This is a genomic window from Pseudomonas sp. AFG_SD02_1510_Pfu_092 (assembly GCF_003331055.1).
In the GTDB taxonomy this organism is placed as follows: Bacteria; Pseudomonadota; Gammaproteobacteria; order Pseudomonadales; family Pseudomonadaceae; genus Aquipseudomonas.
In genome coordinates this window covers 63,144-74,748 of the sequence record NZ_PUQD01000006.1, presented here as the reverse complement: position 1 = coordinate 74,748, position 11,605 = coordinate 63,144, and the positions used below count along the sequence as shown (strand labels likewise).

Here is an 11,605-nt window from a genome sequence, read left to right as displayed (position 1 = left end):
GGTGTATTTGGCTGAACGTCCGCGCACGGACGCTCAACCCAAGACACTGGGGGCCGTCAACCAACTTGGGCTGACAGCCAGTCTTTATCCAGCGGCAGCGGCGCTAGGGCGTTCATTCCAAGAATCCGAATGGATGATGTTTCCATCCTTGAAAGCCCAAGTGATCTTCTCGTAGCGCAACTCGACCAATTCCAAGTGATTGTGTTTCTCTTTCGCTGGGTCTTTGACGTCGTGCATCTTTGGTGCAACTTTCACGACCTTGACGTTTTCCAGTTTGGTGTTGAAATACTCCACCTCCTGCCCGGCATCATTGATTTTGTACCATTTGAACTCCGCTTCTTTAAGCGTCTGCCCGGTCGTCACAGCCTTGTAGAGGTAAGGAGAAGAGGCGTCTATCTCCTTGGTGAAAACAAAAGGTGTATGGATACGCGTACCGGTTAATTTGCCGGTGTTGTTATCGGTTGGGATATACAGATCATGATCTTGACCGACCACTTCAATACTACCTTCGCGGCCCTTTACATCCACCGAGCCTTTGATATCGGCCCCGCCATCGTCTTTCAGCCACAGGTAAACAGGGATAGCCATTTAGAAGTTCCTCATTTCAAGCGTTGGGCGTCGCGGAGTGCGACAGGGGTTGCAATCCCGAGGCCGTAGTCGAGGACTGACAAGCCCCCGCCTCGGGCACCAGGCGAATTTCAACTCGGCGATTGGCCGACCGTCCTTGTTCCGTGTCATTGCTTGCAACGGGCTCACTCGCCCCCAAGCCTTGTACTGCGAAGCAATTGCTGGGTATGTCACCCATGTGTTGAATCCAGTCGTGAACCGCAGCGGCGCGTGCTCGCGACAAGCGCAGGTTCTGTTCGTCACTACCCGTCGTATCCGTGTGACCCGTGATCACGATCAACCAACCTGGCTGGGCCTTGATGCCCGCAAACGCATTCACCAGGAACTTGGTCGACTCTGGCTTCAACTGCGCGCTGCCACTGTTGAACAGCGACAAGCTGTCCAGGCGAACCGTGCGTGGCTTTTCAGGCACGCCTTGAGGCACGGTCGGTATGCGGTGGCCGTTGATCGCAGCCAACAGTGACGGACGTAATCTTTCGCCTTGATACAGCCCGATACCAAGTGACCACGGCTCCCCCTGGCGGTAGTAGTGATCCAGGCGCTGCGCATCCTGGCGAAGCACCATCAGTGCCTCCTGGCGTTGCGACACTTTGTCCGCATCGGGGATCAGCGAAACAGTGCTGTAGCGTCGCAAGTCATCGGTGACCTGGCGTATCAGGAGCGTGTTTTGCCTGGCAGAGCTGATCAGTGCGACGCAAGCCGTCAGCACGAACAACCAGACCCCTATCACCAGGGCCCCGCTTCGCCGACTGTGTTGAGCCCTGCCGGGCAGCAGATGTAGCAGCGCATCAGGAAAGGGCAATGACGCGTTGGCCTGATTAGCCACACCACTGAAGGAAAGGCCTGTCCGCTCCTGCAGCCAACGGTGCCAGAGGTTGCTGTCACGCGCCCCCTCAGACCTGGGAACAAATGCAACCGCAACGGCGAACGCAGATGCCATTTCTGCGCGAGAATCGCGCCTGCCCATTTCGGGCAAGCACGCTCCGTTCAGCCAACCAACGGCTGCGTTCAACTGCACCGTGGCTCGTAGTCGATCGGCTTGGCTTCCAGGTTCTGTGCCCCTGTGCTGCCATTCGGTAAGTGTCAGGCACTCACACGCCTCACGCACTCGCACAGTTGATACTTCAGCCTCCCAGCTGAACCAGGGCGACGCCCCAAATGCGCTCGGGAAGTAGCCCACAATCAGCAGCGGCAGCGAAGTACCTCGCTTGCGCACTATCACGACCTGATGGCACAAGCTTTGTATCTGGTTCGCAAGCACTGCGCCGTCAGTATGGGCACTGGGGGTTACGACCCACATGACGCTGAGCTGCCCACCCCACTCTGGCCGCTCCAGCAAGAGATCGGCGACGGTTACGGGCAACTTCGAAAGGTCGGGCACTGGCACATAACACCCCTCCCCTGTTACTCGTGGAGCCAACTGCTCAGCAGACGAGGCCTCAAACAGCTCAGCCAGGCAATCACCTACCACCAGAACAACGGGATGACGATACGATCCAGCAGGCAGGCTGACACCGCTGCTCCACTGCAGCTGTGTACGTTTTCCGGTAGCACGTAATATCCGGCGCCAACCCACCGCCACCAAAGCACTGACTAGCAGAGCCGCGATGGCTTGAACCCCTGCAGCCAGCGGCAACGTGGCAATCAACAACAAGGACAGCGCACCGGCCCATAGCCAAAGCCCTTGTCTGTGTATCCCCGGCATTACGCTCACTCCTGCACCGGCAAGAGTGAGGCCACTGCCTCACCTAACGCGTTATCAAGCCCCCACCAGGCGCCTACCAACAGCGCAGCGGCCATCACGATGTGAACCAGAGGAGCGCGCAGCCATCCCCAGATCGGCATCCGTGGACCAGTGTCTAGCGGGATGACCAGTGACTGGCTTGTGACCAGAGGTGGCACCTCGGCAGAGATGGCAGTCAACAACTGCTGCCGCTCCGGGTGATTGGCATCTCGATAGCGGCCCAAGAAGCCAAGCATCAGCACCCGCTGAAAGACCGTGAGTACGTGAGGGTGCACAGAGGCCTCGCGCAGCGCAGTACGCATATCTTCGTAGAGCGACTCACCCGCCTGGTGGCTGCTGAAGAACTTTGCCTGCAAGGTCTCCATCGCCCAATCCTCATGGGCTCGACCCTCGGCGCAAGCAAGCACTGTCTCGTCCAGAAGGGCACATTGCGCATGACTGATCAGCTCGATACTACGATGATCCAGGCCGCCCTCTTGAAGCGTGGCGCGTACATGCTCGACATCAGCAACGCAACGTGACCACAGCTCTGGACTGGTGTGCGCCCCAGTACCGTGTCGCAACTCGACCACCAACAGATAGGTATCCTGTAGCAGCGCGTCGATATCCACCTTGGCTGTGGCGTTCTTTTGTGTCGCACGATTCATGAGTGAAGCACCGCAAACAATTCGAGCTGGATATCCTGAAACATACTCGGGACATAGACCGCACAGACCCCATTAGCCAACATCGCACGCCCTTTTGCATGGCCGAGGTCGAGTGCGAAGTACTGATTCTCCAGCCGCAACGGTATTGCCGCCGGCACATGGCTCAAAGGTTTCAGAGGAACGCCATCGAGCGCCGCATTGACGAGATGGTCCACGTCATCGGGAGAACCGATCTTGCACAGCCGGGGGAACTGGCTTTGAATCTGAACGGCCGGAAGCCGGCAGCGAACCGAGAGATAGAAGTCAGCACCATCTGGCTCAAGCAGACGCGGATCGCTCAGAGAAACCTGCCAACGGTTTGCGCTGCGTGCCTCCAGTGACAAGGCCAGCACACGTGACGGCAGGCTCGCCTCCAGCAATGTAGAAAGGGTACGCATCAACGGCGGAAAAACCGCCTCAAGATCTGCGTGCTGGTAGGCAGGTATGTCCTCTATGTGCTGGTCTAACGAGAAGGTCAGCAGACCACCTGCAAGCTTCACCAATTCTTGATACACCTGTTCCGGATGCCTAGCAGGTTGCGCTTTCAGGTCTGCCAACACAGGCTGATAGGTGTTCAGTGCGTTGAGCAACCAGAACAACGTGACATCCGCAACAGCAAAGTCCGCCATGCGCTGGTTGCTCTCCCGGCGCATCCCCATCAAACGCTCACGCTTGGCGGACAGCTGAGTCAGCAAGTTGTCGAGTTGTCGCAACAACCCAGCATGAGCATCAAACCTCAGCAACGGCGGGATGTAGGTATCATCAATGGCCCACCCATCCTTGCCATCACGCAGCAAACGAGCCACGGGGCAGGTCACGTAATCCGCATTATCGTCATCAGCCAGACGCAAGCTCAGTGCATGTTCGAGCACGCTGATGGACTGCATTTCATCGGTGTAGAGATCCTTGGTATCACGCCATGCCTGGTGATATCTGACGGGCCGCTCGGAGCTGTTGCCCTCAAACAGGCAGTTGTTACCATTGGCCTGTTCCAGTGGCAAAGCGAGCACAACCGTTGCCGCCTGGACATCACCGGGCAATACCCGAGAGAGCTCAAGAGCACTGGGTAGTCGATCCAACCGCTCGGTATCGATCAAAGTACCGTCTGGCAGGCACAACTGAAGCCGAGTGGTTATCAGCTTACCCAACCTCAGCGCATCTGCATCAAACGCTATATTTCGGATGCCCCAAAGATGGACCAAGCCCAGTGAGGCAATACTCTGATTGGTCCACGATTCAAAGCGGGCCTGCTGTTGAAACTGCTGCGCAGACAACACCACTCCGGATGCCCATAAAGGCCGATCGATTTTCACGACATACACTCCCGCAACCGCAATCAAGATTTTGCTTTGGGCATCTGCGAAACTAATGAGAGGTTGATGTCCATGCCCTCAACCTGGAAATGCGGCACAGCGAACAACTTGACCCTGAAGAAGCCCGGATTGTCATCAATGTCCTCGACAATCACTTTTGCCTCCCTCAGCGGATGAGAAGCTTGCAAGTCATCTCCTGGATCCGTCATCTCGGTGACCAAGCCACTGACCCACCTATTGAGTTCCAGCTCCAGTAAACGACGGTCTTTCGTTGTGCCAATGTTCTCCCGCTGTATCAGTTTCAGATAGTGTGCAATGCGGGAAAGCAGGAACACGTAAGGCAACCTAGAGTTAATGCGGCTATTCGCGGTGGCCTCCGCCGTGTCATAGATCGCCGGCTTATGAGCCGAGTTAGCCGAAAAAAAACAGGCGTAGTCACGATTCTTGTAGTAAGAGAGCGGAATCAAACCTAAATTAGCAAACTCGAATTCTCGGGTTTCCGGAATCATCACTTCCGAAGGAATCTTGACTTGACTGCCTGTTCCCATGTCATACAAATGAATCGGCAGGTCGGTCACCGCGCCACCCGACTGTGGACCTCGAATCTGCACGCACCAGCCATTGGCAATAAAACTCTTGACCATGTTCGCCGCAAAAGCGAATGTCGAGCTTACCCACAAGTATTTGCTGTGATCCGGCCCCTTGACTCGCTCCTCATAGTTGAAAGACCGCACAGGGTTTGTGTCAGGCCCATAAGGCAGACGACCCAATGTGCGTGGTGTTGTCCCACCCACATAACGCGCATCGTCACTTTGCCTAAAGCCGTGCCACTTAATGTATTCCGCACGATCCATGTAGTTGCCAATATCCTTGATCGCGGCAACTTCCTCCATGGTACTTTTGCCGAAGAAGGCCGGACCAACCGCGTACAAAAACGGCATATGGGAGGCAGCCGCTACCTTCGAAACATTGCGCAATAATGCGATATCTTGCGCCCCTCGCCCAAACTCATAATTCGAAACTGCCGCCGCGATGGGCTCCCCACCAGGCGTATCGTATTCCTGGGTATAGGTGTGCAGATACAAACCGCTTTGCGAGATCTCCGGTGCATCCTCAAAGTCCTGCGCCAGATGCTCCTTACTGACATCAAGCAGCTCGATCCGGACGTTTTGACGGAAATCCGTTTGGTCAATCAATGACTTCGCGCCGCGCCAGATTGATTCGACCCGCTGGAAATCCGGATGATGCATTATCGCATCCAGCTGGCTGCTGATCTGGGCATCGATCGAGGCGATTTGCTCATCCAGCAACGCCCTGTCCAGCCGCTCCACCTTCGGCGAGACTTGCCTGAGCCGATCCAGGAAAACACTTACCGACGCGGTAACGCGTTCATTAGCCGTCGCCTCCGATAAAGCCTCCAGGCTTTGGAACGCCTCAATGCCTCCCATTTGATCAAGTGGCTCAAGGTGTATTCTTTCGAACAGCGCGTGATAGACGCTTTGACTTTCTTCCACCTGCACGGTGGCGCCACGCGATTGCGCAGAAGATTGCTCTTCGGACATTGATTAGCTTCCCGTCAATCGATATGAAAATTTTCTAGCGTTGATCCAGAGGCGCCAGAGCCGCTAGTTCCTTGCGCAGTTCTTCACTCAGCGCCTCATCTTTAAGTATCCGCTCCAACTCAGCTCTGAACGTTGCATTGTCCAAAAGATTGGCCTTCAGTTCACGCAGTAAATTCCGCATCGCTAACAGCGCACGCAACTGCGGAATTTGTCGGGCAACCTGTTCTGGTTCGAAGTCTTTCATGCACTGAAAGCTGAGTTCGACTGGCGTCTCCCCACCCTCATCCGATAGCGTATCCTCGACAATAAGCTTGAGACTCGGAGAAAGATCGGAGAGCACATGGTCAAAATTATTCTTGTTGATATTCAACTTAGGCCGTTCTGACAGCGGACGTTGCTCTTCTCCGTTGCTGTAGTCCCCCATCAGCATCAGCTTTAGCGGAAGCTCAACCTTGCGCTGAGCACCGCCAGTGTGAAGATCAAGCTTGATGTTGACCCGCGCCTTGGGCACCTCGTTCTGAAAACTGTTTGACGCCATGGTTCCTCCTGAATAGCCAGCAGTGCACTTGAAAAAGAGCAGTTCGCAGCACAGGATTCGACAATCCGGCGATGCCCCACCCCGATCCAACCGAGAAATGCTTCCCTGACTAATGTGAACCACGTTTTTGCTTTTCGCTACCCCTTGCGCAAAACTAGGACGTTTCCTACAAACTGTGCTGGGCCCAACGACTAACAATACACCTTGCGCACTTTATTTATTCAGCAAGCCACGCCTTGACCCATATCAATACATCTACCAATATCTGCAGAATGGCAGAAAATTGGAAGTCATCGGCTCAGGCCACTCCTCAAAAAATAAAATTTAAGTTAACACGCACAGCGCATCCCGACGCACCCGTCGAACATGACCATTACTCCCAGAAAGCGCAGGAATGTACCTACTTCGAACAGCAGTAATTAAACCAATCAAATACACAAACCCACCTGAAAATTCGTCAGCACTTGCGTCGCACATGATCGATCTTCAGGCTTCATTCAGCCAATGACCGAGCAAGACATGTCTCTTCTCGCCGAATACCGGGCGCTCGAACACCTTCTCGCCGTCAAGCAATCCCAGCTGAAAGATACAGCTGGATGCTCATTTGAAACGCAATTTATGAATTTGAGCGAAAGCTTCGCAAGCTTCTTGCCGAGTATCGCTTCGGGGTATCCGAGGTTTAGCCATTCTGGGAAGGGAAGATTTGGCCGCTGAAGAGCCATTTTCAGCACAAAAAAAAGCCCCGAACAAGGCGGGGCGTTTTTTCTATGGCCTGCCAGTGTGCTTTCACACAGCCTGAAAGGTCTTTTTTTCTCACGACTGCAGACCCTGATGGAAATCTGCAGATCTTTAATTTTGGAGCGGGAAACGAGACTCGAACTCGCGACCCCGACCTTGGCAAGGTCGTGCTCTACCAACTGAGCTATTCCCGCGTCGTGATGGGTGCCATTCTAGCGATTTCCAAAACGGCGTCAACCCCTTGATTCAAAAAAGTTTTATTTCTGCTCGGAGCCTTCGCGCAGGTGCGGCCAGGCGGCCAGCAGGTAGTGCACCATCGACCACAAGGTCAGCCCCGCCGCCACCAGCAGCAGCGCGTAGCCGAGAATGACCCAGAAGGTCACTGCCGGCGGGTTGGCCAGTAGAATCACCAATGCCAGCATCTGTGCCGCGGTTTTCCATTTGCCGAGGTTGGACACTGCCACATGCGCCCGTGCGCCCAGTTCGGCCATCCACTCACGCAGCGCCGACACCACGATCTCGCGGCCGATGATCACCGCCGCCGGCAGGGTCAGCCAGAAATTGGCGTGGGTCTGCACCAGCAGCACCAGCGCCACCGCCACCATCAGCTTGTCGGCCACCGGGTCGAGGAACGCACCGAACGGCGTGCTCTGCTGCAGGCGACGCGCCAGGTAGCCGTCCAGCCAGTCGGTGGCGGCGGCAACGGCGAATACGCTGCTGGCGGCCATGTAGCTCCAATGGTAGGGCACATAGAACAGCAGGATGAAGATCGGGATGAGCAGGACGCGTAGAACGGTGAGCAGGTTTGGAATATTCATCGGTACGACTGGCTGCAAGGTGAGCCCGCATTCTACTCGCTATGCAGGCTGGCATAAATCGACTCGGCAAGCTTTTTACTGATGCCGGGGGCTTTGGCGATTTCATCGATACTGGCGCGGTTGAGCTCCTGCAGGCCGCCGAAATGTTTCAGCAGGTCGCGGCGGCGCTTGGGCCCTACCCCGGCCACATCCTCCAGGCTCGACACCCGGCGGGCCTTGCCACGCCGGGCACGGTGGCCGGTGATGGCAAACCGGTGGGCTTCGTCGCGAATCTGTTGGATAAGGTGCAGGGCCGGCGAGTCACCCTTGAGGGTGAACTCATGGTGCACATCGTTCAGGTACAGGGTTTCGAAACCGGCCTTGCGGGTAACGCCCTTGGCCACGCCCAGCAGGGTCAGTTCGCTGAAGCCCAGTTCCTGCATCACGTCACGGGCCATGTTCAACTGGCCTTTGCCACCGTCTACCAACAGCACATCGGGCAGCTTGCCCTCGCCGTCCTTGATCCGCCCGTAGCGGCGGGTCAGGGCCTGGTGCATGGCGGCGTAGTCGTCGCCGCCGGTGACACCTTCGATGTTGAAACGACGGTAGTCGGACTTGAGCGGGCCTTCAGGGCCGAACACCACGCAGCTGGCCACCGTGGCTTCACCGCTGGAATGGCTGATGTCGTAGCACTCCAGGCGCTGCGGCACTTCGTCCAGGCCCAGCACCTCGGCCAGGGCCTCGAAACGCGCCGCCATGTGCTGGCGGTTGGCCAGGCGGGCGTTGAGCGCCTGTTCGGCGTTGGTCACTGCCAACTGCTGCCAGCGCGCGCGGGTGCCACGTACCCGGTGGCTGATGCTCAGTTCGCGGCCACGCAGGGTTTGCAGCGCTTCGCTGATGGCGGCGAAGTCTTCGTGCACCACGTTGACGATCAGCTCGCCGGGCAATTCGCGTTCGGCATTGCCCAGGTAGTACTGCGACAGGAACGCGGCCATCACTTCGGCCACCTCCTCCTCGATGCCGACCTGGGGGAAGAAGTTCTTGCTGCCCAGCACCCGCCCACCGCGCACGCTGATCAGGTGCACGCAGGCGCCACCGGGGTTGACGAAGGCGGCGATGACATCGACGTCGCCGCTGCCGCCTTCGATGTACTGCTGGTCCTGCACGCGGCGCAGCAGGGCGATCTGGTCACGCAGCTCGGCGGCCTTCTCGAAATCGAGCGCCATGGCGGCCTTTTCCATCTCGGCATTCAGCTCGTTGCCCAATTGCTGGCTGCGCCCTTCGAGGAACATCACCGAGTGGCGCACGTCCTCGGCATATTCCTCGGCGCTGACCAAGCCGGTGCACGGCCCCTTGCAGCGCTTGATCTGATACTGCAGGCACGGCCGGGTGCGGTTGGCGTAGTAGCTGTCCTCGCACTGGCGCACCGAAAAGGTCTTTTGCAGCAGGCTGAGGCTTTCACGAATGGCCCCGGCGCTGGGGTACGGGCCAAAGTAACGGCCCTTGGCCTTCTTCGCCCCCCGGTGAATGCCCAGCCGCGGGAATTCGCCGTCGGAAAGGAAAACGTAGGGGTAGGATTTGTCGTCGCGCAGGAGGATGTTGTACGGCGGCCGCCATTCCTTGATCAGGTTCTGTTCCAGCAGCAGCGCCTCGGTTTCGTTGGCGGTGATGGTGGTTTCGACCTGGGCGATGCGCGCCACCAGCGCGGCGGTCTTGGGCGCCAGGCCGGACTTGCGGAAATAGCTGGCCAGACGCTTCTTGAGGTTCTTGGCCTTGCCGACGTAAAGCAGCCGGGCTTCGCCGTCGAACATCCGGTAGACACCCGGGCGACCACTGCAGGTCGCCAGGAAGGCGCTGGCATCAAACACTTGAGACATGAGGTTTACAGGCTTGCGTCGACCATACCGTGGCGAACGGCCAGCAAGGTCAGTTCGACGTCGCTGGTGACCGAGAGTTTTTCAAAGATCCGATAACGGTAAGTATTGACGGTCTTGGGCGAGAGGCACAACTTGTCGGAGATGATCTGCACTTTCTGGCAGCCGACGATCATCAGGGCGATCTGGATTTCCCGCTCCGACAAGGCATCGAACGGCGAGCCCTGTGGCTGGAATGACTTCAACGCCAACTGCTGGGCGATCTGTGGGCTGATGTAGCGCTGGCCGGCAAAGGCCAGGCGAATGGCCTGGACCATTTCGTCGAGGCCGGCGCCCTTGGTCAGGTAGCCGGCGGCCCCGGCCTGCAGCAGGCGCGTGGGGAACGGGTCTTCCTCGCACACCGTCACCGCAACCACCTTGATGTCCGGGTGGCTGCGCAGCAGCTTGCGGGTGGCCTCGAGGCCGCCGATGCCGGGCATTTTCACATCCATCAGCACCACATCGGGCTTCAGCTCGCGGGCCAGCTTGAGCGCCGACTCGCCCGAATCGCCCTCACCCACAACCTGCAGGCCATCGATGTCGGCCAGCATGCGTGTAATACCGGTTCGTACCAGATCGTGATCGTCGACCACTAAGACCCTAATCAAGCACACACCTCGTCAGCAGGGCGATTGGATCCCGCCACCTTAACAAAATTTTTCACGGCGGGCCTAACGCATTCCTTCTGTCAGAAACGACTGATGTGCAACCGTGAGCGGCCGCACTGTCTGACGGGGTTTGTCGCTATTGGCCAAACGCCGCAGCAGGTGCCAAAGTGCCGCCTGATCGTCGAGCGTCAGCTGGCGTAAAGCCGCGAGCAAACCGGACTCGTCGGTGCTCAAGCCGTCGAGCGGTGCGGGGGTGCGGATGCCGCTGAGCACGTACTGGGCATCCACGCCCCGGGCCGCCAATGCCGCCAGATAATCAACCCGTGGCGTGCGCTCGCCGCTTTCGTATTTGCCCTGCGCGTTGGGCTCGACCCCACCGATATCGCCAAATACGCGCTGGGTCATGCCCAGCCGTTCACGTTCTTCGCGCAAGCGCAGACCGATTCCATTCATAGGGTTTCTCCTTTCACCAACGGTCACTATGCCCATGCGCTCCAGCCACGACAAGCCATCATTGAGCCATTAGCCGATCGTGCGCTGCATGCGTACGAAACAGTCGTCCTCGCCCATTTCGACAAAGCCATGACGCTGATACAGCAGGCGCGCCGGGTTGCTGCGAAACACCATCAAGCGCAGCAGCGGCAGGCGGCGTTGCCTGGCCCACAACGCCAACTGTTCCAACACCCAGCTGCCGACGCCCCGGCCACGGTGCTCGGGCAACAGGTGCAGTTCGCGAATGAACAGCGCCTGCCGGTCCTGGCTGAGGCTGCAGAAGCCCAGCAGGGTGTCGTCCTCGGTCACCTGCCATTGTTCGCGCCAGCCCCAGGCCTCGTCGAAGGCTTGCTCGATCCACAGCAGATCGAACTCGCGGTAGTAAGGCAGCATCGCGCGGCGCGTGAGGTCGCGGGCGAAGGTGCGGTGGGTGTCGTTGGCGGGGATCAGTTGCAGAGGCATCACATTTCGGACTCTTCGGTTTGCCAGGCCCGGCCCTATCGCCGGCAAGCCAGCTCCCACAGGGAACGCGTCAGCTTCTCGAAATTGAACAAGCAGTTGCTTCCACAGGTATAGCAATAACCTTG

General features: G+C 57.8%; 11 protein-coding genes and 1 tRNA gene. All 12 read right to left on the bottom strand.

What is annotated here, in order from left to right; genetic code table 11:
- Positions 1-84 precede the first annotated feature (84 nt).
- Positions 85-588, bottom strand: a complete 504-nt coding sequence (locus tag C6A77_RS04680; RefSeq protein ID WP_114168226.1) for an Hcp family type VI secretion system effector — start codon at positions 586-588, stop codon at positions 85-87.
- Positions 589-604: 16 nt separating this feature from the next.
- Positions 605-2,332 carry an OmpA family protein gene (locus C6A77_RS04675; protein ID WP_114168225.1) on the bottom strand — a complete coding sequence of 576 codons (1,728 nt, stop codon included), beginning with the start codon at positions 2,330-2,332 and terminating at the stop codon, positions 605-607.
- 5 nt (positions 2,333-2,337) lie between these two features.
- Positions 2,338-3,018 carry a type VI secretion system protein TssL, short form gene (gene tssL, locus C6A77_RS04670; RefSeq protein ID WP_114168224.1) on the bottom strand — a complete coding sequence of 227 codons (681 nt, stop codon included), beginning with the start codon at positions 3,016-3,018 and terminating at the stop codon, positions 2,338-2,340.
- Positions 3,015-4,370 (bottom strand): type VI secretion system baseplate subunit TssK, encoded by a 1,356-nt coding sequence (gene tssK, locus C6A77_RS04665; protein WP_114168267.1) that lies wholly within the window; start codon positions 4,368-4,370, stop codon positions 3,015-3,017. Before tssK ends, tssL begins: the two co-directional genes overlap by 4 nt.
- A gap of 23 nt (positions 4,371-4,393) precedes the next feature.
- Positions 4,394-5,932 carry a type VI secretion system contractile sheath large subunit gene (gene tssC / locus C6A77_RS04660; RefSeq protein ID WP_114168223.1) on the bottom strand — a complete coding sequence of 513 codons (1,539 nt, stop codon included), beginning with the start codon at positions 5,930-5,932 and terminating at the stop codon, positions 4,394-4,396.
- A 34-nt stretch (positions 5,933-5,966) separates the two neighbouring features.
- Positions 5,967-6,470, bottom strand: a complete 504-nt coding sequence (gene tssB / locus C6A77_RS04655) for a type VI secretion system contractile sheath small subunit (protein WP_114168222.1) — start codon at positions 6,468-6,470, stop codon at positions 5,967-5,969.
- An 856-nt stretch (positions 6,471-7,326) separates the two neighbouring features.
- Positions 7,327-7,402, bottom strand: a tRNA-Gly gene (locus C6A77_RS04650).
- Between the two features lie 63 nt (positions 7,403-7,465).
- Positions 7,466-8,026: a CDP-diacylglycerol--glycerol-3-phosphate 3-phosphatidyltransferase gene (gene pgsA, locus C6A77_RS04645; protein ID WP_013973364.1), complete on the bottom strand. Its 561-nt coding sequence runs from the start codon at positions 8,024-8,026 to the stop codon at positions 7,466-7,468.
- A gap of 32 nt (positions 8,027-8,058) precedes the next feature.
- A complete protein-coding gene (uvrC, locus tag C6A77_RS04640) occupies positions 8,059-9,882 on the bottom strand; it encodes an excinuclease ABC subunit UvrC (protein ID WP_114168221.1) in 1,824 nt (607 codons plus the stop codon).
- Positions 9,883-9,887: 5 nt separating this feature from the next.
- The gene (gene uvrY, locus C6A77_RS04635) at positions 9,888-10,526 is read right to left on the bottom strand and encodes a UvrY/SirA/GacA family response regulator transcription factor (protein ID WP_027916239.1); all 639 of its coding nucleotides are present in this window, start codon (positions 10,524-10,526) and stop codon (positions 9,888-9,890) included.
- Positions 10,527-10,589: 63 nt separating this feature from the next.
- On the bottom strand, positions 10,590-10,979 hold the full coding sequence (locus C6A77_RS04630) for a helix-turn-helix transcriptional regulator (protein WP_114168220.1): 390 nt from the start codon (positions 10,977-10,979) through the stop codon (positions 10,590-10,592).
- 69 nt (positions 10,980-11,048) lie between these two features.
- Positions 11,049-11,480: a GNAT family N-acetyltransferase gene (locus C6A77_RS04625; protein ID WP_114168219.1), complete on the bottom strand. Its 432-nt coding sequence runs from the start codon at positions 11,478-11,480 to the stop codon at positions 11,049-11,051.
- Positions 11,481-11,605: the final 125 nt, after the last annotated feature.

Bases quoted from the DNA above. Each gene is read 5' to 3' on its own strand.
- tssC (WP_114168223.1), bottom strand. From the start codon at position 5,932: ATGTCCGAAGAGCAATCTTCTGCGCAATCGCGTGGCGCCACCGTGCAG.
- C6A77_RS04675 (WP_114168225.1), bottom strand. From the start codon at position 2,332: ATGCCGGGGATACACAGACAAGGGCTTTGGCTATGGGCCGGTGCGCTG.
- uvrC (WP_114168221.1), bottom strand. From the start codon at position 9,882: ATGTCTCAAGTGTTTGATGCCAGCGCCTTCCTGGCGACCTGCAGTGGT.
- pgsA (WP_013973364.1), bottom strand. From the start codon at position 8,026: ATGAATATTCCAAACCTGCTCACCGTTCTACGCGTCCTGCTCATCCCG.
- C6A77_RS04630 (WP_114168220.1), bottom strand. From the start codon at position 10,979: ATGAATGGAATCGGTCTGCGCTTGCGCGAAGAACGTGAACGGCTGGGC.
- tssB (WP_114168222.1), bottom strand. From the start codon at position 6,470: ATGGCGTCAAACAGTTTTCAGAACGAGGTGCCCAAGGCGCGGGTCAAC.
- tssL (WP_114168224.1), bottom strand. From the start codon at position 3,018: ATGAATCGTGCGACACAAAAGAACGCCACAGCCAAGGTGGATATCGAC.
- C6A77_RS04625 (WP_114168219.1), bottom strand. From the start codon at position 11,480: ATGCCTCTGCAACTGATCCCCGCCAACGACACCCACCGCACCTTCGCC.
- C6A77_RS04680 (WP_114168226.1), bottom strand. From the start codon at position 588: ATGGCTATCCCTGTTTACCTGTGGCTGAAAGACGATGGCGGGGCCGAT.